The 22,169-nt window shown below is 60.6% G+C and carries 24 protein-coding genes and 3 tRNA genes; 25 read left to right on the top strand and 2 right to left on the bottom strand.

Annotated features, from left to right (window positions below; genetic code table 11):
• Positions 1-43: 43 nt before the first annotated feature.
• Positions 44-793, bottom strand: a complete 750-nt coding sequence (locus tag AC07X6_RS03555) for an SAM-dependent methyltransferase (protein ID WP_230540608.1) — start codon at positions 791-793, stop codon at positions 44-46.
• A 17-nt stretch (positions 794-810) separates the two neighbouring features.
• The gene (locus tag AC07X6_RS03550; protein WP_230540741.1) at positions 811-1,419 is read right to left on the bottom strand and encodes a Maf-like protein; all 609 of its coding nucleotides are present in this window, start codon (positions 1,417-1,419) and stop codon (positions 811-813) included.
• Positions 1,420-1,642: 223 nt separating this feature from the next.
• On the opposite strand from AC07X6_RS03550, the gene AC07X6_RS03545 reads away from it, so the two are divergent.
• The 25 genes from AC07X6_RS03545 (at position 1,643) to AC07X6_RS03425 (ending at position 22,168) form a co-directional block, all read left to right on the top strand.
• Complete coding sequence (locus tag AC07X6_RS03545) at positions 1,643-2,140, top strand: YceD family protein (protein ID WP_230540742.1); 498 nt, start codon at positions 1,643-1,645, stop codon at positions 2,138-2,140.
• Between the two features lie 252 nt (positions 2,141-2,392).
• A complete protein-coding gene (gene rpmF, locus AC07X6_RS03540) occupies positions 2,393-2,575 on the top strand; it encodes a 50S ribosomal protein L32 (protein ID WP_034749653.1) in 183 nt (60 codons plus the stop codon).
• A gap of 210 nt (positions 2,576-2,785) precedes the next feature.
• On the top strand, positions 2,786-3,853 hold the full coding sequence (gene plsX, locus AC07X6_RS03535; protein WP_230540617.1) for a phosphate acyltransferase PlsX: 1,068 nt from the start codon (positions 2,786-2,788) through the stop codon (positions 3,851-3,853).
• Between the two features lie 15 nt (positions 3,854-3,868).
• Entirely contained in the window at positions 3,869-4,867 is a 999-nt protein-coding gene (locus tag AC07X6_RS03530) for a beta-ketoacyl-ACP synthase III (RefSeq protein WP_230540619.1), read from the top strand.
• A gap of 31 nt (positions 4,868-4,898) precedes the next feature.
• On the top strand, positions 4,899-5,840 hold the full coding sequence (gene fabD, locus AC07X6_RS03525; protein ID WP_070223879.1) for an ACP S-malonyltransferase: 942 nt from the start codon (positions 4,899-4,901) through the stop codon (positions 5,838-5,840).
• 53 nt (positions 5,841-5,893) lie between these two features.
• Positions 5,894-6,637: a 3-oxoacyl-ACP reductase FabG gene (gene fabG / locus AC07X6_RS03520; protein ID WP_141170041.1), complete on the top strand. Its 744-nt coding sequence runs from the start codon at positions 5,894-5,896 to the stop codon at positions 6,635-6,637.
• 178 nt (positions 6,638-6,815) lie between these two features.
• Complete coding sequence (gene acpP / locus AC07X6_RS03515) at positions 6,816-7,055, top strand: acyl carrier protein (protein WP_008449912.1); 240 nt, start codon at positions 6,816-6,818, stop codon at positions 7,053-7,055.
• A gap of 29 nt (positions 7,056-7,084) precedes the next feature.
• Positions 7,085-8,335: a beta-ketoacyl-ACP synthase II gene (gene fabF / locus AC07X6_RS03510; RefSeq protein WP_230540628.1), complete on the top strand. Its 1,251-nt coding sequence runs from the start codon at positions 7,085-7,087 to the stop codon at positions 8,333-8,335.
• A 122-nt stretch (positions 8,336-8,457) separates the two neighbouring features.
• Positions 8,458-8,988 carry a hypothetical protein gene (locus tag AC07X6_RS03505; protein WP_494790119.1) on the top strand — a complete coding sequence of 177 codons (531 nt, stop codon included), beginning with the start codon at positions 8,458-8,460 and terminating at the stop codon, positions 8,986-8,988.
• 66 nt (positions 8,989-9,054) lie between these two features.
• Positions 9,055-9,678, top strand: a complete 624-nt coding sequence (gene rpoE / locus AC07X6_RS03500; RefSeq protein WP_230540630.1) for an RNA polymerase sigma factor RpoE — start codon at positions 9,055-9,057, stop codon at positions 9,676-9,678.
• A gap of 72 nt (positions 9,679-9,750) precedes the next feature.
• Positions 9,751-10,086 (top strand): sigma-E factor negative regulatory protein, encoded by a 336-nt coding sequence (locus AC07X6_RS03495; RefSeq protein ID WP_474292003.1) that lies wholly within the window; start codon positions 9,751-9,753, stop codon positions 10,084-10,086.
• Positions 10,087-10,323: 237 nt separating this feature from the next.
• Positions 10,324-11,820: a DegQ family serine endoprotease gene (locus AC07X6_RS03490; protein ID WP_230540632.1), complete on the top strand. Its 1,497-nt coding sequence runs from the start codon at positions 10,324-10,326 to the stop codon at positions 11,818-11,820.
• A 54-nt stretch (positions 11,821-11,874) separates the two neighbouring features.
• Positions 11,875-12,120 carry a glutaredoxin family protein gene (locus AC07X6_RS03485; protein ID WP_474292002.1) on the top strand — a complete coding sequence of 82 codons (246 nt, stop codon included), beginning with the start codon at positions 11,875-11,877 and terminating at the stop codon, positions 12,118-12,120.
• A gap of 317 nt (positions 12,121-12,437) precedes the next feature.
• The gene (gene lepA / locus AC07X6_RS03480) at positions 12,438-14,228 is read left to right on the top strand and encodes a translation elongation factor 4 (protein WP_034749621.1); all 1,791 of its coding nucleotides are present in this window, start codon (positions 12,438-12,440) and stop codon (positions 14,226-14,228) included.
• 3 nt (positions 14,229-14,231) lie between these two features.
• A complete protein-coding gene (lepB, locus tag AC07X6_RS03475; protein WP_494790118.1) occupies positions 14,232-15,149 on the top strand; it encodes a signal peptidase I in 918 nt (305 codons plus the stop codon).
• An 87-nt stretch (positions 15,150-15,236) separates the two neighbouring features.
• Positions 15,237-16,052: a ribonuclease III gene (rnc, locus tag AC07X6_RS03470; protein WP_494790117.1), complete on the top strand. Its 816-nt coding sequence runs from the start codon at positions 15,237-15,239 to the stop codon at positions 16,050-16,052.
• 1 nt (position 16,053) lies between these two features.
• The gene (era, locus tag AC07X6_RS03465; RefSeq protein WP_034749612.1) at positions 16,054-16,956 is read left to right on the top strand and encodes a GTPase Era; all 903 of its coding nucleotides are present in this window, start codon (positions 16,054-16,056) and stop codon (positions 16,954-16,956) included.
• Between the two features lie 28 nt (positions 16,957-16,984).
• Positions 16,985-17,821, top strand: a complete 837-nt coding sequence (recO, locus tag AC07X6_RS03460; protein WP_494790116.1) for a DNA repair protein RecO — start codon at positions 16,985-16,987, stop codon at positions 17,819-17,821.
• Between the two features lie 42 nt (positions 17,822-17,863).
• Positions 17,864-18,625 carry a pyridoxine 5'-phosphate synthase gene (pdxJ, locus tag AC07X6_RS03455; protein ID WP_230540636.1) on the top strand — a complete coding sequence of 254 codons (762 nt, stop codon included), beginning with the start codon at positions 17,864-17,866 and terminating at the stop codon, positions 18,623-18,625.
• Between the two features lie 21 nt (positions 18,626-18,646).
• Complete coding sequence (gene acpS, locus AC07X6_RS03450; protein ID WP_230540637.1) at positions 18,647-19,048, top strand: holo-ACP synthase; 402 nt, start codon at positions 18,647-18,649, stop codon at positions 19,046-19,048.
• 7 nt (positions 19,049-19,055) lie between these two features.
• Complete coding sequence (gene uvrC / locus AC07X6_RS03445; protein WP_494790115.1) at positions 19,056-20,936, top strand: excinuclease ABC subunit UvrC; 1,881 nt, start codon at positions 19,056-19,058, stop codon at positions 20,934-20,936.
• Positions 20,937-21,061: 125 nt separating this feature from the next.
• A complete protein-coding gene (gene pgsA / locus AC07X6_RS03440; RefSeq protein WP_215408951.1) occupies positions 21,062-21,646 on the top strand; it encodes a CDP-diacylglycerol--glycerol-3-phosphate 3-phosphatidyltransferase in 585 nt (194 codons plus the stop codon).
• Between the two features lie 131 nt (positions 21,647-21,777).
• Positions 21,778-21,853 (top strand) — tRNA-Gly (locus AC07X6_RS03435).
• A 92-nt stretch (positions 21,854-21,945) separates the two neighbouring features.
• Positions 21,946-22,021: transfer RNA gene (locus tag AC07X6_RS03430), tRNA-Gly, on the top strand.
• Positions 22,022-22,092: 71 nt separating this feature from the next.
• Positions 22,093-22,168: transfer RNA gene (locus AC07X6_RS03425), tRNA-Gly, on the top strand.
• The last annotated feature ends 1 nt before the right edge of the window (position 22,169 follow it).

Below are 22,169 nucleotides of genomic sequence, written 5' to 3'. Positions count from 1 at the left end.
GCAATAAAAAACGCCACGGGTAATTGCCCGTGGCGTTTGTCGTTTACTGCCCCAGCAGCAAGAACACGGTCGGTTTCTTGTGGAAGTCAGGTGCCTTGCCGGCGGCCAATTGTTTCTTCCACTGCGCGCCATTCCACGTTTGCACGCTTTCCGAGTCCAGGCTCAGGTCGGTGGCGACGCAGATCAGGGTCGATGGCGCGCATTGGGCTACCAGCGCTTCGAGCATGGCGGCGTTGCGGTACGGGGTTTCGATGAACAGCTGGGTTTGCTTTTCATTGCGTGACCGGCTTTCCAGTTCCTTGATGCGCTTGGCGCGCAGGGCCGCATCCGTGGGCAGGTAGCCGTTGAAGGCGAAGCTCTGGCCGTTCAAGCCGCTGGCCATCACGGCCAGCAGGATCGACGACGGGCCCACCAGCGGGCGTACTTTGATGCCGTGCTGGTGCGCCAGGCGCACGAGGTCGGCGCCGGGATCGGCCACGGCGGGCACGCCCGCTTCCGACACGAGGCCGGCATCGCGTCCCGCCAGCAGCGGTGCCAGCAAGCCGGCCAGCGCCTGCGCGGGGGTATTGACGTTGAGTTCGGAAATCGTGATTTCCTGCAAGGGCTTGGCCAGCGGATGCTGGTTGCCGATCAGTTTCAGGAAGGCGCGCGCCGTCTTGGCGTTTTCCGCAACGAAATAGTCGAGCTGCGAGGTGAGGTGCCGCACCTGCTCGGGAATGATGCTTGCCAGCGGGTCGATGGCGCCATCGGACAGGCCGAGGTGGTTGGGGATCAGGTACAGGGTGCCGGTCATATTCTTCTTGTCGGTAATTAAATGGTAAAAAACGCCACGCCCGCCTTGCGCAGCATGCCGGTGAGGGCGATCAGCGGCAAGCCGGTGAGGGCGGTCGGGTCGGTGCTGTCGATGCGTTCGAGCAGGGCGATGCCCAGGCCTTCGTTCTTGGCGCTGCCGGCGCAGTCGTAGGGCTGCTCGATGCGCAGGTAGGCGTCCAGCTCGGCATCGGGCAAGTCGCGCACGGTGACGAGGGTTTGCACATCTTCCACTTGCGCCACAGGCAACGCCTGGCGGCCATCCAGCAGGCATAGTGCCGTGTGGAACACGGTCTGGCGCCCGCGCATGGTTTGCAGTTGCAGCAGGGCATAGTCATGGTTGCCGGGCTTGCCGATCTGCGCGCCGTCCAGGGTGGCGACCTGGTCGGAGCCGATGACGAGGCTGCCAGGATAGCGGTCGAGCACGGCCTGCGCCTTGGCCTGGGCCAGGCGCAGGGCCGTGGCGCTGGGGCTTTCGCCTGGCAGGGGGCTTTCGTCGAGATCGGGCACGGCCACCTCGAAAGGCAGGCGCAGGCGTTCCAGCAATTCCTTGCGGTAGGTCGAACTCGATGCAAGAATCAAGCGCAATGGGGCGGAAGTTGGTATCATTCGGTAGTAGATGGCGGCCGGCATGGCCGCGCTGGTCGATGTCAGTGGAATTTCACGCAAATTCCCGGGCGCGGAGTCCATAACTGAGGCTCCATGCGGCATGACGGTGTTGATGAAGTTGTCATGTTGATGGCAATGATTGCGTCAAAAAAGATGCTTAGGCTTTGACTCGGTGCTAAAAACCCTGTTATTATCGCAGGTTTTCCGGGGAAATTTTCTACCAATGAATGCTTTTGTGATCGACGCCTTTGATTTTTGTCGTATCAGCGGGAGCCGCGAGGGTGTAACTCCTGTCGCTGAAATGACCCGGTTGACCAAGGATTGTGCAGATGCTTCCGGCGACATCGCCTGGAAGATCGTCGGCGGCACCAGCAAGCTGGGCTACCCACAACTGACCTTGTCGGTCAACGGCACCGTTCAGCTGGTTTGCCAGCGCTGCCTGACTCCGTATGCTTACGTAATTGATTCTTCGACTGTTCTGATGCTGGGCAAGGATGACGAGCACGCGGACGAGATCGAAGAAATCATCAACGATGAATCGATCGACGTGATCGTCGGCAGCCGCAGCATGGATGCCGCGGCCCTGATCGAAGATGAAGCCTTGCTGGCCCTGCCGCAGGTACCCAAACACGATGTCTGCCCCGATACGGCGCAGCTCGATGCTCTCAAGACTGAAAAGAAGTCGCCGTTTGCGGCACTGAAAGACTTGAAGCCAGAATAAGTTAAGAGAATAAGTTAAGTAGTAGTGGTATTTGTAGGGGGCCTCAAAAACCGTAGGTTTGTGAGGTTCCGCTTAAAGAACGTGTCAAACGCGTGTTGTAATCGAGTATGGCAAGTGTAGTGAAATGTAATTGTAATAAACGATGTCGGTACGGACTGTTTTCGGGTAGTCTTTGCCGCTGGGATACTCGATTCGCATGTATTTGCTAATCGATTGTGCTAAAATTTTAGAACTTATGTATTAGGAGTCATCATGGCAGTTCAACAGAACAAGAAAACCCCTTCCAAGCGCGGCATGCACCGTTCGCACGACTTCCTGGTCGCGCCGCAATTGAGCGTCGAGCCAGTTACCGGCGAAACACACATGCGTCACCATATCAGCCCTAACGGCTTCTATCGTGGCCGTAAAGTGTTGAAGACCAAAAACGACGAGTAATCGACGTTTTTGTTGGGTAAGATGAAAGCGGTGTTGCGTGGTTATTCGGCGTGGCGCCGCTTCTTCTTTTTTATCGGCTGCAATTCATCTTGCGCACCCGTCATTTTGAATCAAGCTTGCTCAGGCGGTGCATGACATGCTGCGCCCTGCATATGCTCCAGTCCGATTCACATCTTGCCGCAAGCCCACAGCGGTACTGAATCAAAACAAATGACAATCAAAATTTCTATCGACTGCATGGGCGGAGATCACGGTCCCTCAGTCACTATCCCCGCAGCAATTTCCTTCGTAAAACATGAGCCTGAAGCCGAACTGATCCTTGTTGGATTGGAAGACGTGATCCGTGCCGAACTGAAAAAACATAAAGCCGACACGCATCCGCGCCTGTCGGTATTGCATGCCTCCGAACAAGTTACCATGGACGATCCCCTGGAAGTGGCCCTGCGCCGCAAGAAGGATTCCTCCATGCGCGTGGCCATCGAACAGGTCAAGAGCGGCGCGGCGCAAGCCTCCGTTTCCGCCGGTAATACGGCAGCCCTGATGGCCGTGTCGCGCTATGTATTGAAAACCATGTCCGGCGTCGACCGCCCGGCCATCTGCAGCATCTTGCCGAATCAAAAGAACGGTCCTACCTATATGCTGGATCTGGGCGCCAACGTCGATTGCGAACCGCATCACTTGCACCAGTTCGCCATCATGGGTTCCGTGCTGGTTTCCGCCATGGAAGGCATCGAACGCCCGACGATCGGCTTGCTGAACGTGGGCACGGAAGATATCAAGGGCAATGAAGTGGTGAAACTCACCTCGAAGCTGCTGCAGGCCGACCACGAGCGTGGCGCGCTGAACTTCTACGGCAACGTGGAAGGCAATGATATCTTCAAGGGCACGACCGATATCGTCGTCTGCGACGGTTTTGTCGGCAACGTCACCCTGAAAGCCATCGAGGGCCTGGCGCGCCTGGTGAAAGACGTGCTCACTTCCGAATTCAAGCGCAATCCGCTGACCATGCTGGGCGCGCTGATCGCCCGCGGTGCCTTGAAAGCCATCGGCAACCGCTTGAATCCCTCGCGTTACAACGGCGCCAGCCTGCTGGGCTTGCGTGGCCTCGTCTTCAAGAGCCACGGCAGCGCCGATGCCTATTCCTTCGAATGGGCCTTGCGCCGCGCCTTTGATGCGGCAAAAAATGACGTGCAAGCGCACCTGGCCAGCCTGATCGCCGAGCTGATGCCGCGCACGCCAGTACCGGACGAACCTACATCAACAAGCTCTACCATTTAGTGGACGGGTATTTGCATGACTGTTTTTAGCAAAACTTACAGCAAAATTATCGGTACCGGCAGCTACTTGCCGGAGAAGCGCGTCACGAACCAGGATTTGACCGAACAGCTCGCCGCCAAGGGCATCGAGACGTCGGATGAGTGGATCGTCTCGCGCAGCGGCATTTCGGCGCGCCATTACGCGGCGCCGTCGCAAAATTCCTCGGACCTGGGCGTGGAAGCGGCCAAAAAGGCCCTGGAAATGGCTGGCCTGAACGGCAACGACCTGGACCTGATCATCGTCGCCAGCTCGACCCCCGACTTCTTCGGCAGCTTCCCCAGCACGGCCTGCATCGTGCAAAACAAGCTGGGCATCACGAACAATTGCGCCGCCGTCGACGTGCAAGCCGTCTGCAGCGGTTTCGTGTATGCGGTCGCCACGGCCGACAGTTTCATCCAGTCGGGCATGCACAAGAACGTGCTGGTGATCGGCGCCGAAGTGTTTTCGCGCATCCTCAATTTCGACGACCGCGGCACTTGCGTGCTGTTCGGCGACGGCGCCGGCGCCATCGTCATGACGGCGTCGAAAGAGCCGGGCATCCTGGCCACCAAGCTGCACGCGGATGGCCGCCATTCGGACATCCTCAGCGTGCCCGGCAGCCTGGCCGGCGGCGCGCTGGCCGGCAGCGCCTTCCTGTACATGGATGGCCCGGCCGTGTTCAAGCTGGCCGTGTCCGTGCTGGAAAAGGTCGCGCACGAAGCCCTCGAACACGCCAACATGACGTCGGACCAGATCGACTGGCTGATCCCGCACCAGGCAAATATCCGCATCATGAACAGCACGGCCAAGAAACTCGGCTTGCCGCTGGACAAGATGGTCGTCACCGTCGACCAGCATGGCAACACCTCGGCCGCCTCGATCCCGCTGGCGCTCGACATCGCCGTGCGCGATGGCCGGGTAAAAAAGGGCGACAACGTCATGATGGAAGGCGTGGGCGGCGGCTTTACCTGGGGCGCCGTGCTGGCGCGCATGTAATCCCGCAATACTATTAAAAAACGGAGTCACCATGACACAATTTGCATTTGTTTTCCCAGGCCAAGGTTCGCAAGCGATTGCGATGCTCGACGGTTTCGCCGGCAACCCCGTGGTGGCGCAGACCGTCGCCGAAGCGTCGGACGCCCTGCAATGCGACCTGGGCAAACTGATCGCCGAAGGTCCGAAGGAAGAGCTGGACCTGACCACCAACACGCAACCGGTGATGCTGACGGCGGCCGTGGCTTTCTACCGCGCCTGGCTGGCAGCGGGCGGCCCCGTGCCGACGGTCGTGGCCGGTCACAGCCTCGGTGAATACTCGGCGCTGGTCGCCGCCGGCGTGATCTCGTTCAAGGATGCCGTGCCGCTCGTGCGTTTCCGCGCGCAAGCGATGCAGGAAGCCGTACCGGTAGGGCAGGGCACGATGGCTGTCGTGCTAGGCCTGTCGGACGACGACGTGCGCGCCGCCTGTGCGGAAGCGGCGGCGGAAAACCCGGCCCTGGTGGTCGAGCCCGTCAATTTCAATGCACCAGCGCAAGTGGTCATCGCCGGCCACACGGCCGCCGTCGAGCGCGCCTGCGAGCTGGCCAAGGCCAAGGGTGCCAAGCGCGCCATGAAGCTGCCCGTCTCCGCGCCATTCCACTCGTCGCTGCTGAAGCCGGCTTCGGACCGCTTGCGCGAGTACATGGCCGGCCTGACGTTCGCCGCGCCGCAGATCGCCCTGATCAACAACGTCGACGTGGCCATCGTCAACGATGTGGCCGGCATCAAGGACGCGCTCGTGCGCCAGGCAGCCAGCCCAGTGCGCTGGGTGGAAACCATGCAAAAGGTTGCTGCCGATGGCATCACGCAAGTGATCGAATGCGGTCCGGGCAAGGTCCTGATGGGCCTGGCCAAGCGCATCGACCCCGTGCTGGTGGGCGACGCCATTGTCGACCAGGCCTCGCTGGAACGTATTTTGACGCAGCTCAAATAAACAGCAAACGGCAGTGCAGTTGTGGCTGCCGTCAGCCATCTTTAAGGATACTCATGAATTTAGCAAATCAAGTCGTGCTGGTCACGGGCGCCTCGCGCGGCATCGGCCGCGCCATCGCCACCGAACTGGGCAAGCAGGGTGCCACCGTGGTCGGCACCGCCACCTCGGAAAGCGGCGCGCAAGCGATCACCGATTACCTGGCCGCCGAAGGCGTGGCGGGCAAGGGCCTGGTCCTGAACGTGACCGATGCGGCGCGCTGCGCTGCCGTCGTCGATGAAGTGCAGAAAACCTACGGCAGCCTGTCGATCCTGGTCAACAATGCGGGCATCACGCAAGACCAGCTGGCCATGCGCATGAAGGATGAAGAGTGGGACAGCGTGATTTCGACGAACCTGTCGGCCGTCGGGCGCCTGTCGCGCGCGGTACTGCGTGGCATGATGAAAGCCAAAGCCGGGCGTATCATTAACATCACGTCGGTGGTGGCGTCGTCGGGCAATCCGGGGCAGATGAATTACGCGGCGGCCAAGGCCGGCGTGGAAGGCATGAGCCGCGCGCTGGCGCGCGAAATCGGCAGCCGCAACATTACCGTGAACTGCATCGCCCCGGGCTTCATCGATACCGACATGACCAAGGCCCTGAGCGAAGAGCAGCACGCGGCCCTGTTGACGCAAATTCCCCTGTCCCGCCTGGGCAAACCGGAAGACGTGGCGGCGGCGGTGGCCTTTCTGGCCTCGCCGCAAGCGGCGTATATCACGGGCACGACCCTGCACGTGAACGGCGGAATGTACATGAATTGATGTGAAAGGTAGACGGGGCGGGCGTTTGTGGCATGATTCAACGGTCGTTTTTGTCTATAATCGCATCTTTTAGCAGCAGCTTCGGTCGAATTAGCAGCAGACACCGAAATTAGTATTCGGACGCGCAAACCTGATAAAATGCGCGCACTTTCCGTAACACACACTTTGGAGCCATAACATGTCGGATATCGAACAACGCGTTAAGAAAATCGTCGCTGAGCAACTGGGCGTTGCAGAAGCAGACATCAAAATCGAATCCTCCTTCGTCGACGACCTGGGCGCCGATTCCCTGGACACCGTGGAACTGGTGATGGCCCTGGAAGACGAATTCGAAATGGAAATCCCTGACGAACAAGCTGAAAAAATCACCACCGTGCAACAGGCGATCGACTACGCCACCGCACACGTCAAGGCCTAAGCCTGTCTGACCGACTTCAGGAGAATCGCTTGAGCCGTTCTAAAAACCGTCGTGTTGTTGTCACCGGCCTGGGCTGCGTTTCACCTGTCGGCAATACTATTGCCGAGGCGTGGGGCGCAATCGTCGAAGGTAAATCCGGCATTGCCACGATTACCAAATTCGATGCACAGCCATTCACCACGCATTTTGCCGGTGAAGTCAAAGGCTTCAATATCGAAGAGTACATCTCCGGTAAGGAAGCCCGCCATATGGATACCTTTATCCATTACGGCATGGCTGCGGGTATCCAGGCGATGCAGGACTCCGGCCTGGAAGTGACCGAGGAAAACGCCGAGCGCATCGGCGTGATCATCGGTTCCGGTATCGGCGGCCTGCCGCTGATCGAGGAAACCAAGTCCGAGTACGAAAAGCGCGGTCCGCGCCGTATCTCGCCATTTTTCGTGCCTGCCTCGATCATTAACATGATCTCTGGCAACCTTTCGATCAAATATGGTCTGAAGGGCCCGAACCTGGCGATCGTGACGGCGTGTACCACCGGTTTGCACAGCATCGGTGCCGCAGCGCGCATGATCGAGTACGGCGATGCCGACGTCATGATCGCCGGTGGTGCCGAATCGACCGTGTCGCCGCTGGGCCTGGGCGGTTTCGCCTCGGCACGCGCCTTGTCGACCCGCAACGACGATCCGGCAACGGCATCGCGTCCGTGGGATGCCGACCGCGACGGCTTCGTGCTGGGCGAGGGTGCTGGCGTCATGGTGCTGGAAGAGTACGAGCACGCGGTAGCCCGTGGTGCCAAGATCTATGCCGAAGTGCATGGTTTCGGGATGAGCGCAGATGCTTATCACATGACCTCGCCGTTGGAAGATGGCAGCGGCGGCAGCAAATCGGTGATCGCGGCCCTCAACAACGCCGGCTTGAACGCGGATCAGATCCAGTACCTGAACGCGCACGGCACGTCGACCCCGCAAGGCGATGTGGCGGAAGTGATGGGCATCAAGCGCACCTTCGGCGAGCACGCCAGGAATCTGGTCGTCAACTCGACCAAGTCGATGACGGGCCATTTGCTGGGCGGCGCGGGCGGTCTGGAAGCGGTGTTTACGGTTCTGGCATTGCACCATCAGGTGTCGCCACCGACCATCAACATCTTCAACCAGGATCCCGCTTGCGATCTTGATTTCTGTGCCAACACGGCGCGTGATATGAAGATCGATTATGCAGTGAAGAATTCGTTCGGCTTCGGCGGAACGAATGGCACGCTGATTTTCGGTAAAGCGAAATAAGCAGGAACTTTCAAGCGCTCGCTACGGTCAAACCGTAGTGAGCGCTGATTCGGCGCCAACGTTCGTTGGCGCCTGAATTTGCCCGGCATGTTGCCGGCGCGCCTTTTTTTTTCCCATGAAGTATGTCGATCGCGGTAGCGGCTGTTATTCGCACGCCTGTCTGTTTGCGCCTGCTGCAAGCGGTGCTGGGACTGTGCGCCCTGCTCGCCGCCTGGCCCTTGAGCGGCGCGTGGCGTGCCGCGGCGGTGCCTGGCCAACTGGTGGGCGGCTATGCGCTGGGCTGGCCAGCCGCGTTGCTGAGTGCGGCAGGCGGCGTGTTTTTGCTGGCTTTGCTGCGCAGGCGCAGAAAGCCGCAGGCGCTTGATATTTCGCCGGTCGGCCAGTTGCGGCTGGCGGTATATCTGGAGCATGGCGGGGCGCCAGGGACGGGCGCCAGCGAGCGGGTGCCGCCGGCCATGCGGCAGCCCCTGACGGCACCGGAGCTGCGCCTGTTGCCGGGCTCGACCTTGTGGCCGTCGCTGCTGGTGCTGTGCCTGGCCGATGCCGCCGGGCGGCGCACGCAGTTGCTGGTGCAGCGTGGCAAGAGCTGCGCCGCCTTTCGCCCGCTGGCCGTGGCTTGCCGGGCTATCGCGGCGCGGAAGAGGGAAGAATAAAAGTGGGGCGAACACTGAACTTCTTGCAGCGGGCCAACTCTATATCCATACAGGCGCCCACGCTGCATGACTACAGGGACATTGGGCGTGAGGACAGAGCGCGAGTATGATCAGTTGCTGGTCGAGCGGGTGCAGGCGGGCGACAAACGGGCATTCGATGTGCTGGTATCGAAATATCAGCGCCGCTTGATGCGCCTGGTGTCGCGCCTTGTGCATGATCCGGCGGAGGCCGAAGATGTGGTGCAGGAAACCTTTATCAAGGCATACCGGGCGCTGCGCCATTTTCGCGGCGATGCCGCCTTTTATACCTGGTTGTATCGCATCGGCATCAATACGGCCAAGAATTATCTCGTTACGCAGGGGCGGCGCGCCGCCACGTCCAGTGATGCCGACGCCGAGCAGGCGGAATCCTTCGATGACGGCAATAAATTGCGCGACAACAATACGCCCGAATCGGTGCTGGCCAGCAAGCAGATTGCGGCCACCGTCAATGCGGCCATGGATGTACTGCCCCTCGAGTTGCGCACGGCCATCGTGCTGCGCGAGATCGAGGGCCTCAGCTACGAGGAGATATCGGAGATCATGGCGTGTCCCATCGGCACCGTGCGCAGCCGCATTTTCCGCGCGCGCGAAGTGATTGCGGAGAAATTGAAGCCCTTGTTGGACATGCCGATTGACAAGCGCTGGTAATCTGGAGAGTATGAGGTTGGCATGGCTGCGTCCGGTTTCCGCACCGATTCTCTTGAAATGGCAGGACCCATCATGGATACGCACACACGATTGCACGAGACTATTTCCGCGCTGGCCGATGGCGAGCTGGCGGCGAGCGAACTCGAACTGGCTTTTGCGGCCCTCGACACGGATGAGGGACGCCAGGCCTGGGATGCCTATCGCCTCATCGGCGACGTGCTGCGCTCGGAGCATTGCGGCCATGCATTGAGCGCCGAATTCGACGCGCGCCTGGCCGGCCGCCTGGCCGCCGAGGCGGCGCCTGACGGGCCGGCTGCCCATGCGGAGCCGCTGCCCCCGCTGTCCGCAGCCATCGTGCCGCCGGGCGCGGCCGAGCCGCTGGAGGCGGGACCGCTGGCGCAACGCTAGCGCTGCACCATCTTATGCCAGGCTTAACGTTCCTGTCGCCCTCTTGACACTGGACTTCGGTACGATTGACACTGTGTGCAGGCAATATCTTGCTTTTGCGATATATTGTTGCTTTGTTGGCCATGCGCGCAGCCAGGTGTGTTTGCCCCTGGGATGTCCTCATGACGGCCAATCATGCACGCAGGCAATCGCCTGTCCGCGTTTTGATCCGTTTACATACTCGAAAAGATCCTTTCCATGAAAAAAAACATGTGTGCCGCCAGCAAGTCGTTTTCAGTGAAGACACTTTCCGCTTTATTGTTCGGTACGGCTGGCGTGTTTCTGGCTCCCACCATGCTGGGGCTGGCGCCACAGGCGCAGGCCGCCGTGGCGGCAGTGAAACTGCCTGATTTCTCGGATCTGGTCGACGCCGTCGGCCCGGCCGTCGTGAATATCCGCACCACCGAGCGCCTGAAGATGGCTGCGCCCGGCGCGGGCGGCCAGGATGAGCAGGAAATGCAGGAATTCCTGCGCCGCTTCTTCGGCGGCGCCATGCCGACGCCGCGCCAGCAGGCGCCGCGCGGCGGCCGACGTGCCGTGCCGCAGGAACAGGAAGTGCAGCGCGGTGTCGGTTCCGGCTTCATCATTTCGGCCGATGGCTACGTGCTCAGCAATGCCCACGTGGTCGACGGCGCCGATGAAGTCTACGTGACCCTGACGGACAAGCGCGAGTTCAAGGCCAAGGTGATCGGCGCTGACGCCCGCACCGACGTGGCCCTGCTGAAGATCGAAGGCGCCAACCTGCCGCGCCTGACCATCGGCGACTCGAACAAGATCCGCGTGGGCGAGTGGGTGATCGCCATCGGCTCGCCATTCAACCTGGAAAACACGGTGACGGCCGGCATCATTTCCGCCAAATCGCGCGATACGGGCGACTATCTGCCGCTGATCCAGAGCGACGTGGCCGTCAACCCCGGCAACTCGGGCGGTCCTTTGATCAATATGCGCGGCGAAGTGATCGGCATCAATTCGCAGATCGCCACCCTGTCCGGCGCCTACAATGGCATTTCGTTTGCCGTGCCCATCGATGAAGCCATGCGCGTGGGCGAGCAGCTGAAAAAGACGGGCAAGGTCGTGCGCGGGCGCATCGGCGTGCAGATCGGCGAAGTGAGCAAGGACGTGGCGGAATCGCTGGGCTTGCCGAACGCCAAGGGCGCGCAAGTGTCGATGGTGGAGCCAGGTGGTCCGGCCGACAAGGCGGGCATCAAGCCGGGCGACATCATCCTGAAATTCAATGGCGCTGCGATCGAGCGTTCGTCCGACCTGCCGCGCCTGGTAGGCGGCGCCGCCGTCAATGGCAAGTCCACGGTCACCGTCTGGCGCAAGGGGGCGCAGCAGGATATTCCCGTCACCGTCGTCGAGCTGGAAAGCGAGAAAACGGCGAAGAAGGGCGCCAAGGAGCCGGAAGCGCAAGCCGTCAATGCACTGGGCTTGAAGGTCAGCGACGTGCCGGCCGCGAAGAAGCAGGAATTGAAGATCGACGCGGGCGTGCTGGTTGAGGATGCGGATGGTGTGGCGGCCCAGGCCGGCCTGCAGCCTGGCGACGTGATATTGCAATTGAACAACGTTGCCGTGAAAGATGCCAAGCAATTCAATGCCCTGGTGGCCAAGCTCGATCCGAAGAAGTCGTCGGCCGTGCTGGTGCGCCGCGGCGACGTGGCGCAATTCGTTTCGCTGCGTCCGTCGGCCAAGTAAGTTTCTGATTCACCTGCATCCCGGCTCCGGCCGGGATGCCTTTCCCTTTTCTTCATGCACTTCACCCTCTATTCCCGCAGTTATTGCCATTTATGCCAGGACATGCTCGACGCCTTGCTCTTGCTGCAGCCGCCTGAAAAACCGTTCACGGTGGACGTGATCGATATCGACGCCTCGCCCGATGCCACGCTGCTGGCCCGTTTCGACGAGCTGGTGCCGGTGCTGTTTGCCGACCTGGCGCAGCCCGAGCTATGCCATTATTTTCTCGACGAAGCGGCCGTGCGGCGCTGCCTGGTGTAGCTTAACTGTCAATATTGACACTGCATTGCACCATTCTGGTGCTGAAATCAGCCGAAAATGTGGGCTTGGCCCGGTGCCGGCCTCATAAGACGGGCTTTCCGCTCTGAAATCCGGTAAAATGGGGAGGTCGAAAAAGCTACTGTCCGAGGCAGCAGCTTCTGTCGCTTCAAAAGCGCTCGCCTGGGCATGCAGATGTCCTGCTCGGAGCGCTTTTTTCATCATGAGTGGGGCGCCTGGTTTTGGCCCTGTTTGGCCCGGACATGATCCCCCTGATTCCTGTTAAAGCAGTGTCGTCAACTTCGCACTTATATTAGTTAATGAACAACATACGCAATTTCTCCATCATCGCCCATATTGACCACGGTAAATCGACCCTGGCTGACCGCATCATTCAATTGTGCGGCGGCTTGTCCGACCGCGAGATGGAGGCGCAGGTGCTCGATTCGATGGATCTGGAGCGCGAGCGCGGCATTACCATCAAGGCGCAAACGGCGGCCCTGCACTACAAGGCGCGCGATGGCCAGATCTACAACCTGAACCTGATCGATACGCCGGGCCACGTCGACTTCAGCTATGAAGTGTCGCGCTCGCTGTCGGCTTGCGAAGGCGCGCTGCTGGTGGTTGACGCATCGCAAGGCGTGGAAGCGCAAACCGTGGCCAACTGCTACACGGCGCTGGACCTGGGCGTGGAAGTGGTGCCCGTGCTGAACAAGATCGATTTGCCGAACGCGGACCCGCCGAGCGCGATTGCCGAGATCGAAGACGTGATCGGCATCGACGCGGGCGACGCCGTGCATTGCTCGGCCAAGACGGGCTTCGGCGTGCTGGACGTGCTCGAACAACTGATCGTCAAGGTGCCGCCGCCGAAGGGCGATCCCGATGCGCCGCTGCAGGCGCTGATCGTCGACTCCTGGTATGACGCCTATGTGGGCGTGGTCATGCTGGTGCGCGTGATCAACGGTACCCTGAAGCCGAAAGACAAGATCCGCCTGATGGCCACCGATTCGGTGCAGCTGGTGGAAGACATCGGCGTCTTTTCGCCCCGTTCGCAATCCTTGCCGCAGTTGTCGGCAGGCCAGGTGGGCTTCATCATCGCCGGCATCAAGGAATTGAAGGCGGCGAAAGTGGGCGATACCGTCACCCTGGCCAACCGTCCTGCCGCCGCGCCATTGCCCGGCTTCAAGGAAGTGCAGCCGCAAGTGTTTGCCGGCCTGTTCCCGGTGGAAGCGAACCAGTACGACGCGCTGCGCGACTCGCTGGAAAAGCTGAAACTGAACGACGCGGCCCTGATGTACGAGCCGGAAGTGTCGCAGGCGCTGGGCTTCGGCTTCCGCTGCGGCTTCCTGGGCTTGCTGCACATGGAAATCGTGCAGGAGCGCCTCGAACGCGAATTCGACATGGACCTGATCACCACGGCGCCTACCGTCGTGTACGAAGTGATCCAGCGCGACGGCACCATGATCAACGTCGACAATCCGTCGAAGATGCCCGATCCATCGCGCATCGAGGAAGTGCGCGAGCCTATCGTCACGGTCAATCTGTACATGCCGCAGGAGTACGTGGGCTCCGTGATTACCTTGTGCATCGGCAAGCGCGGCATCCAGATGGACATGAGCTACCACGGCCGCCAGGTCAAGCTCGTGTATGAAATGCCGATGGCCGAGATCGTGCTGGACTTCTTCGACCGCCTGAAATCGACGTCGCGCGGCTATGCCTCGATGGATTACGAGTTCAAGGAATACCGCGCGGCCGACGTGGTCAAGGTCGACATGCTGATCAACAGCGAAAAAGTCGATGCGCTGGCCATCATCGTCCACCGTTCGAACAGCCAGTACCGCGGCCGCCAGGTGGCTGCCAAGATGCGTGAACTGATCCCGCGCCAGATGTTCGACGTGGCGATTCAGGCGACCATCGGCGCGAACATCATTTCGCGCGAGAACGTGAAAGCCTTGCGCAAGAACGTGCTGGCCAAGTGCTATGGCGGCGACATCAGCCGCAAGAAGAAATTGCTGGAAAAACAAAAAGCGGGTAAGAAACGCATGAAGCAAGTGGGTTCCGTGGAGATCCCGCAAGAAGCATTCCTGGCAATTTTACAAGTGGATGGTTGATCAATGAACCTGCAAGTGATTTTAGGAAATTTCGCTTTAATCCTGTTCGTGCTGATGGTGTTGACGGGCCTGGTCTGGTGCCTGGATGTGTTTTATCTGTCCAAGCAGCGCCGCAAGGCGGCCGACCGCGCCCTGGCCGAGTTCGATGCGCGCCAGTCCAAGCTGGCCGCCGAGGGCATCAAGTCCGATGCGGGCGGCAGCCGTGCCACCATCGAGGCGGCCCTGCTGCGCCAGCCGACCTGGGTCGAGTATTCGGGCAGCTTCTTTCCCGTCATCGCCCTCGTGTTCTGCCTGCGCTCGTTTTTGTACGAGCCGTTCAAGATCCCGTCGAGCTCGATGGTGCCGACCTTGCTGGTCGGTGACTTGATCCTGGTCAACAAGTTCACCTATGGCATTCGTTTGCCGATCGTCAACAAGCGCATCATTGAAGTCAACGATCCGCAGCGCGGCGACGTGATGGTGTTCAAGTACCCGAAAGATATGTCGCAAGACTATATCAAGCGCGTGATCGGCGTACCCGGTGATAAAATCACCTATGAAAACAAGCGCTTGACGGTCAACGGCAAGGAAGTGCAGTACACGCCGCTGGACGACTACCTGGACGACGAAAGCACGGTCTACCACAAGCAGCTGGAAGAAAACCTGACGGGCGTGAGCCACCGCATCCTCAACGACGAGCCTGCTCCCACGTTGAACTTGCGCGAAGTCAAGGATTTCCCGCACAAGGAGGCGTGCAACTACAACGAAGACGGCTTTACGTGTGTAGTGCCACAAGGCAATTATTTCATGATGGGCGACAACCGCGACAATAGCGCGGACAGCCGCTACTGGGGCTTCGTACCGAACGAAAACATCGTCGGCAAGGCTTTCCTCGTATGGATGAACTTCAGCAACCCGAAAAGAGTGGGCGGCATCCATTAAGTCTTTCTTGCATGTAATACCCATGGCTGCCGCGCCAATCCCCCGCGCGGCGGCCAGCCGAATCAATCAGATGACACAGAAACAATAATGAATCTTCAGCTATTGCAAACCCGTTTAGGCTATACGTTCCAGGATGCTGGCCTGTTGCAGCAAGCCTTGACGCATCGTAGCCACAGCAGTTTGCATAACGAGCGGCTGGAATTCCTCGGCGACTCCATCCTCAACTGCGTGGTCGCTTCCATCCTGTACGAACGCTTCAAGACCATCGACGAGGGTGATTTGTCGCGCCTGCGCGCCAACCTGGTGAAACAGCAGTCGCTGTATGAAATCGCGCAAAAGCTGGAATTGTCGCAATTCCTGCGTCTGGGCGAAGGCGAACTGAAATCGGGCGGCTTCCGCCGTCCATCGATCCTCGCCGACACGCTGGAAGCCTTGCTGGGCGCGATTTTCCTCGACACGGGTTTCGACGCGGCCAGCACGGTGATCCGCGCGTTCTACATCCCCATCCTCGACTCGGTCGATCCGCAAACCCTGGGCAAGGATGCCAAGACCCTGCTGCAGGAATTTTTGCAAAGCAAGAAAATTTCGCTGCCACAGTACAACGTGGTGGCCACCCATGGCGCCGCCCACAGCCAGGAATTCGAGATCGAATGCCTGGTGCCGAAATTGAACATCCAGGTCTACGGCCGTGGCGGAAGCCGCCGCGCCGGTGAGCAAGCCGCCGCCAAACTGGCGCTGGACGTGGCCGAGCAGGCACTGTTGAAGTCGCCTGCCGCCAGCCGCAAGCCCAAACCGCGCGCCGCCCAGCTCAAGCTGGCCGGCATTGCCACCATCCAGAGCGACGACGCACAAGCTCCAGCAGCCCCGGCGATCGCCGCTCACATTAAACAGAATCGACACTAGCATGACAGCCACCAAAATGCCCGACAACTTCCGCTGCGGCTATATCGCCATCGTGGGCCGCCCCAACGTGGGCAAATCGACCCTGATGAACGTGCTGATCGGCGCGAAGGTCAGCATCACTTCGCGCAAGGCGCAAACCACGCGCCACCGCATCACGGGCATCCAGACGGTGCCGGACGCGCAATTCATCTACGTCGACACGCCCGGCTTCCAGACGCGTCATTCGAACGCGCTGAACAAGACGCTGAACAAGACGGTGACGAACACCCTGATTTCCTCGGACGTGATTTTGTACGTGATCGAGGCGGGCACCTTCGGCCCGGCCGACCAGCAAGTGATGGATCTGCTGCCGAAGGAAGTGCCATGCATCCTCGTCATCAACAAGTCCGACCGCGTCAAGGATAAGGCTGTATTGTTGCCGTTTGCGCAAAAGATCGCCGCCATGCGCGACTTCGCCGCCATCGTGCCAGTGTCCGCCAAGCTGCATTTCCAACTGGAAGGCTTGCAGAACGAAATCAAGCGTTTCCTGCCGGAAAACCAGCCCATCTTTGGCCCGGACGACATCACGGACCGCAGCGAAAAATTCCTCGCCTCGGAAATCGTGCGCGAAAAACTGTTCCGTTTTGTCGGCGATGAACTGCCATACACGAGTACCGTGCTGATCGAGAAATTCGAGCAGGAAGGCGATTTGCGCCGCGTGTTCGCCGCCATCCTGGTCGAGCGCGATACGCACAAGTCCATGATTATCGGCAACAAGGGCGCGCGCCTGAAGGAAGTCTCCACCCAGGCCCGCCTGGATATGGAAAAGCTGTTCGGCGGCCCCGTGTACCTGGAAATCTGGGTCAAGGTCAAGTCGGGCTGGGCTGACAACGAGGCGGGCTTGCGCGCCTACGGCTACGAGTAATCGGCAACCCGGGGGCGACGCTACACGCATGAGCACCACCACGCCAGCGCAGCCTGATTTCGCGCCAGCTTCACTCGCCGCCTCCACGCCGGCGGCCATCGCGCCGCCGGCCGCACCTCCCACAGCGCCACGGCGCAGCCGTCCGCCCGCGCGCGACGGCCGCATCACGGGCCAGCCCGCCTTCGTGCTGCACAGCTACCCGCATAAAGAAACCAGCCTCATCGTCGACGTGTTTACGCGCGAGTACGGCCGCATCGCGCTCGTTGCCAAGGGCGCCAAGCGGCCCCATTCGCAGTTGCGCGGCGTGCTGCAGACCTTCCAGCCGCTGCAGGCGGGCTGGACGGGCAAATCCGAGCTGCGCATCCTGACGGGCGCCGAATGGGTGGGCGGCATGTTGCCGCTGGAAAAGACTGCCTTGCTGTGCGGCTTCTATCTGAACGAATTGCTCGTCAAACTGCTGGCGCGCGACGACCCGCATCCCGTCCTGTTCGACCACTACGTTGCTACCTTGAATCAACTGGCGCACAATGAGCCGCCGCCCATCGTGCTGCGCAAGTTCGAGCGCGCGCTGCTCAAGGAAACGGGCGTGGCGGCCGACCTGACGCGCTGCACGGGCACGCGCCAGGCCGTCGAGGCAGGGCAGGTGTACGTGGTCGACCCGGAACGGGGACCGCGCCCGGCGCGCGCCAGCGACGCCTGGCCGAAAATCACGGGCAAGACCCTGCTCGACATGGAGCGCGAAGATTATCTTGACGTGGCCACGCAGGCGCAAAGCAAGCTGCTGATGCGTTTTTTGCTGGCCCATCAACTGGGTGGCGCCACCTTGAATACGCGCCAGATACTGATCGATTTAATGCAGCTGTAGCGCTGGATTGTTGCGCTACGGCACTTTACGGATACCATCACTATGAGCTTTTTGCAGCCTTCCGGCCCCGTCATCGACCTGGGCGTCAATATCGACCACGTGGCCACCTTGCGCAATGCGCGCGGCACCGCCTACCCGGACCCGATCCGCGCGGCCCTGCTGGCCGAACAGGCGGGCGCCGACGCCATCACCCTGCATTTGCGCGAAGACCGCCGCCACATCAAGGATGCGGACGTCATCGCCATCGCGCCGCAGTTGCTCACGCGCATGAACCTGGAAGCGGCCGTAACGGCCGAGATGATCGATTTTGCCTGCCGCATCAAGCCGGCCGACGTCTGCCTGGTGCCGGAAAAGCGCACGGAGGTGACGACGGAAGGCGGGCTGGACGTGGTGCGCTACTTCAAGGAAGTGCAGGCTGCCGTCAAGCAATTGCAGGGCGAGGGCATCCGCGTGAGCCTGTTCATCGATGCCGACGAGCAGCAGATCGCCGCCGCCGCCGAGCTTGGTGCACCCGTGATCGAGCTGCATACGGGCCGCTACGCCGATACGGCAGGCGCCGAGCAGCAGGCTGAACTGGAGCGCATCAAGGCTGGCGTGCTGTTCGGCGTGGGGCGCGGCCTGAAGGTCAACGCGGGCCACGGCTTGCATTACACCAACGTGCAGGCGATCGCTGCCATTCCCGATATTGCCGAATTGAACATCGGCCACGCCATCGTCGCCCATGCCGTGTTCGTCGGCTGGGAAAACGCCGTGCGCGAAATGAAGGCCATCATGGTGGCCACGCGCCTGGCTGGTAAAGCATAAGCGCGTACAAGGGAGAGCGCCATGATCTACGGCATCGGCACCGATATCTGCAAGATTCCCCGCATCGAGGCGGCCCTGGCGCGCCATGGCGAACGTTTCGCGCAGAAAATACTGGGGCCGCAGGAGCTGGAGAAATTCCGCGCCCGCAGCGCCAAGAACGCCGTGCGCGGCGTGCGTTTCCTGGCCACCCGCTTTGCGGCCAAGGAGGCGTTTTCCAAGGCCATCGGCCTGGGCTTGCGCATGCCGATGACCTGGCCCGCCGCGCAGATGCTGAACCACCCCAGCGGCAAGCCGATGATCGTCTGCAGCGGCGTGCTGGCGGAATTCATGGAAAAAAACCGGCTGAGCGCGCAAGTGACGATCAGCGATGAAGAAGAATATGCGGTCGCGTTCGTGATCGTGGAGCAAGCAGTGCAAGAATGAGCCAGCAATGACCGAAGCAAGCCCAGAATCTTCCTTGGCGGAAACGCCACCCGACCCGCGCGCGCAGGTGCTGGCCACCGTCGCCAAGCTGCCGAACCTGCCCGGCGTGTACCGCTATTTCGACGCCGCCGATAAGGTGTTGTACGTCGGCAAGGCGCGCGACCTGAAAAAGCGCGTCTCCAGCTATTTCCAGAAAAACCTGGCCAGCCCCCGCATCGCCATGATGGTCGAGCGCATCGCGCGCCTGGAAACGACGGTCACGCACAGCGAAGCGGAAGCGCTGATCCTGGAAAACAACTTGATCAAGGCGCTGCAGCCGCGCTACAACATCCTGTTCCGCGACGACAAGTCGTATCCGTATCTGAAAATCACCAACGGCGATGCGCCGCGCATGGTGTATTACCGGGGGGCGGTGGACAAGAAAAACCAGTATTTCGGGCCATTCCCCAGTTCCTGGGCCGTCAAGGAATCGATGCAGATCCTGCAAAAGGTGTTTTTGATCCGCACCTGCGAGGACAGCGTGTACGCGAACCGCACGCGGCCCTGCCTGCTGCACCAGATCGGCCGCTGCAGTGCGCCGTGCGTGGACCTGATCAGCAAGGAAGACTACAAGAACGACGTGGAAAACGCGGCGCGCTTCCTGCGCGGGCGCCAGAGCGAAGTGATGGCCGACCTGGAAAAGAAGATGCACGCGTTTGCCGCCGAGCTGAAATTCGAGCAGGCCGTGGTGGTGCGCAACCAGATCGCCTCGCTGTCGCGCGTGCTGCACCAGCAGAGCATGGAAACGACGGGCGACGCCGACGTCGACATCATCGCCGTGCTGGTGCAGGGCGGGCGCGCCTGCGTCAACCTGGCCATGGTGCGCGGCGGACGCCACCTGGGCGACCGCGCGTATTTCCCCAGCCAGCTCAGCGACGCGGCGGCGATTGCCGAGGAACCGATCGAGGTGGAAGTGCTGGCAGCCTTCCTGGCCCAGCACTACACGGAAAAATTCATTCCCGGCACCCTGATCCTGAACATCGAATTCGACCAGCCGGCCCTGATGGTGGCGCTGATGGAGCAGTGCGGCCACCGCATCAACCTGATCTTCCAGCCGCAGGGGCAGCGCCGCCAGTGGCTTGAGCTGGCGCAAAAGGGCGCCGAGATTTCGCTGGCGCGCTTGCTGTCGGAGCAGGGCTCGCAGCAGTCGCGCACGCGGGCGCTGGCCGAAGCGCTGCGTCTGGAGACGGAAGACCTCGACAGCCTGCGCGTGGAATGTTTCGACATCAGCCACACGCAGGGCGAGGCGACGCAAGCGTCGTGCGTGGTATTCCACCACCACGCCATGCAGAACGGCGAATACCGCCGCTACAACATCAACGACATCACGCCCGGCGACGATTACGCGGCCATGCGCCAGGTCCTGATGCGCCGCTATGAAAAGGTGGCGAATGGCGACGGCGTGATGCCGGACGTGGTCTTGATCGACGGCGGCAAGGGACAGATCGAAATGGCGCGCCAGGTGTTTGCCGAACTGGGACTCGATATCAGCCTGATCGTCGGCGTGGCAAAAGGGGAGGGCAGAAAAGTTGGCCTGGAAACCCTGCTGTTCGTCGATGGCCGCGCGGCGCAGGAACTGGGCAAGGAATCGGCGGCCCTGATGCTGATCGCGCAGATCCGCGACGAGGCGCACCGCTTCGCCATCACGGGCATGCGCGCCAAGCGGGCCAAGACGCGCCAGACCTCGCGTCTGGAAGAGATAGAAGGCATCGGTGCCAAGCGCCGCCAGAAACTGCTGTCGCGCTTTGGCGGCTTGCGCGGCGTGGTCGACGCCAGCGTCGAGGATCTGATGTCGGTGGAGGGGATTTCCACGCAACTGGCGGAAGAAATCTACAAGCAGTTGCATTGATGCATACAGGCCTGGTCCAGCGCTGCGGCAACCGGACTAGGCTAATACCCCGGGGCCATGTAGACTAGTGGCGCTTTCTTCACGCTTTCTTCATGCTCAATTTACCCGTCGGCCGATTGCTTCTTATGCCTTTTAATATTCCCATCCTTTTGACCTGGCTGCGCGTGGCCCTGATTCCGCTCGTCGTCGGCGTGTTTTACCTGCCGCCGTCGATGCTGCTGCACGGCGACCAGAACCTGGTCGCCACCCTGGTCTTCATCATTGCCGCCGTCACGGACTGGTTCGACGGCTTCCTCGCGCGGCGCTGGAACCAGACCTCGGCCTTCGGCGCCTTCCTCGACCCCGTGGCCGACAAGCTGATGGTGGCGGGCGCCTTGCTGGTGCTGGTGCAGCTGGACCGTGTCAATGCCGTGCTGGCCTTCATCATCATCGGCCGAGAAATCACCATTTCCGCCTTGCGCGAATGGATGGCGCAGATCGGCGCGTCGAAATCGGTGGCCGTCAGTTCGATCGGCAAGATCAAGACGGCCGCGCAAATGACGGCCATTCCCCTGCTGCTGTACCACGAAGTGATCTTCGGCGCGATCGACACCCATGTGTGGGGCGAGAAGCTGCTGTGGATCGCCTGCGTGCTGACGGTGTGGTCGATGTTCTATTACTTGCGCCTGGCATGGCCACTGATCAAGGAAAAGGCCGGCAACTTGCATTGAAGTATTTAGCCCAAACGCAAGAGCTGGGGTCAGACCCAAAGGGTCTGACCCCAAATATTTTGCAAAAGACCAGATATTGCCCGTTGACAGCCCCTGTAATCCCTCTATAATGCTGGCCTGTTGTTGATGACGCGGGAGTAGCTCAGTTGGTAGAGCGCAACCTTGCCAAGGTTGAGGTCGAGAGTTCGAGACTCTTCTCCCGCTCCAGTTTTCTGGATCGTGTCATAGGTAAAAACAGCAAATGCAGTAAAAAGTAGTACTGGCGATGTAGTAGAGCTTCTGATACAATGTTGTCCACTGCGGGAGTAGCTCAGTTGGTAGAGCGCAACCTTGCCAAGGTTGAGGTCGAGAGTTCGAGACTCTTCTCCCGCTCCAGTGAACACTGGATCAGCAGTAAAGCAGCACTGGTAAACGGTAGCAAAAGGCAGTAAAATAGCGGTTCGTATGCGGGAGTAGCTCAGTTGGTAGAGCGCAACCTTGCCAAGGTTGAGGTCGAGAGTTCGAGACTCTTCTCCCGCTCCAG

It is taken from the genome of Janthinobacterium sp. GW460-12-1-14-LB5 (assembly GCF_059423585.1).
Note: the sequence above shows the minus strand (reverse complement) of the source record. Positions and strands in the feature narration are given on the sequence as shown.

Bases quoted from the DNA above. Each gene is read 5' to 3' on its own strand.
- recO (WP_494790116.1), top strand. From the start codon at position 16,985: ATGAGCACCACCACGCCAGCGCAGCCTGATTTCGCGCCAGCTTCACTC.
- uvrC (WP_494790115.1), top strand. From the start codon at position 19,056: ATGACCGAAGCAAGCCCAGAATCTTCCTTGGCGGAAACGCCACCCGAC.
- AC07X6_RS03545 (WP_230540742.1), top strand. From the start codon at position 1,643: ATGAATGCTTTTGTGATCGACGCCTTTGATTTTTGTCGTATCAGCGGG.
- acpP (WP_008449912.1), top strand. From the start codon at position 6,816: ATGTCGGATATCGAACAACGCGTTAAGAAAATCGTCGCTGAGCAACTG.
- pgsA (WP_215408951.1), top strand. From the start codon at position 21,062: ATGCCTTTTAATATTCCCATCCTTTTGACCTGGCTGCGCGTGGCCCTG.
- AC07X6_RS03490 (WP_230540632.1), top strand. From the start codon at position 10,324: ATGAAAAAAAACATGTGTGCCGCCAGCAAGTCGTTTTCAGTGAAGACA.
- acpS (WP_230540637.1), top strand. From the start codon at position 18,647: ATGATCTACGGCATCGGCACCGATATCTGCAAGATTCCCCGCATCGAG.
- rnc (WP_494790117.1), top strand. From the start codon at position 15,237: ATGAATCTTCAGCTATTGCAAACCCGTTTAGGCTATACGTTCCAGGAT.
- AC07X6_RS03550 (WP_230540741.1), bottom strand. From the start codon at position 1,419: ATGATACCAACTTCCGCCCCATTGCGCTTGATTCTTGCATCGAGTTCG.
- era (WP_034749612.1), top strand. From the start codon at position 16,054: ATGACAGCCACCAAAATGCCCGACAACTTCCGCTGCGGCTATATCGCC.
- AC07X6_RS03530 (WP_230540619.1), top strand. From the start codon at position 3,869: ATGACTGTTTTTAGCAAAACTTACAGCAAAATTATCGGTACCGGCAGC.
- lepA (WP_034749621.1), top strand. From the start codon at position 12,438: ATGAACAACATACGCAATTTCTCCATCATCGCCCATATTGACCACGGT.
- AC07X6_RS03485 (WP_474292002.1), top strand. From the start codon at position 11,875: ATGCACTTCACCCTCTATTCCCGCAGTTATTGCCATTTATGCCAGGAC.
- AC07X6_RS03495 (WP_474292003.1), top strand. From the start codon at position 9,751: ATGGATACGCACACACGATTGCACGAGACTATTTCCGCGCTGGCCGAT.
- fabG (WP_141170041.1), top strand. From the start codon at position 5,894: ATGAATTTAGCAAATCAAGTCGTGCTGGTCACGGGCGCCTCGCGCGGC.
- AC07X6_RS03505 (WP_494790119.1), top strand. From the start codon at position 8,458: ATGTCGATCGCGGTAGCGGCTGTTATTCGCACGCCTGTCTGTTTGCGC.
- pdxJ (WP_230540636.1), top strand. From the start codon at position 17,864: ATGAGCTTTTTGCAGCCTTCCGGCCCCGTCATCGACCTGGGCGTCAAT.
- rpmF (WP_034749653.1), top strand. From the start codon at position 2,393: ATGGCAGTTCAACAGAACAAGAAAACCCCTTCCAAGCGCGGCATGCAC.
- fabD (WP_070223879.1), top strand. From the start codon at position 4,899: ATGACACAATTTGCATTTGTTTTCCCAGGCCAAGGTTCGCAAGCGATT.
- rpoE (WP_230540630.1), top strand. From the start codon at position 9,055: ATGACTACAGGGACATTGGGCGTGAGGACAGAGCGCGAGTATGATCAG.
- plsX (WP_230540617.1), top strand. From the start codon at position 2,786: ATGACAATCAAAATTTCTATCGACTGCATGGGCGGAGATCACGGTCCC.
- lepB (WP_494790118.1), top strand. From the start codon at position 14,232: ATGAACCTGCAAGTGATTTTAGGAAATTTCGCTTTAATCCTGTTCGTG.
- AC07X6_RS03555 (WP_230540608.1), bottom strand. From the start codon at position 793: ATGACCGGCACCCTGTACCTGATCCCCAACCACCTCGGCCTGTCCGAT.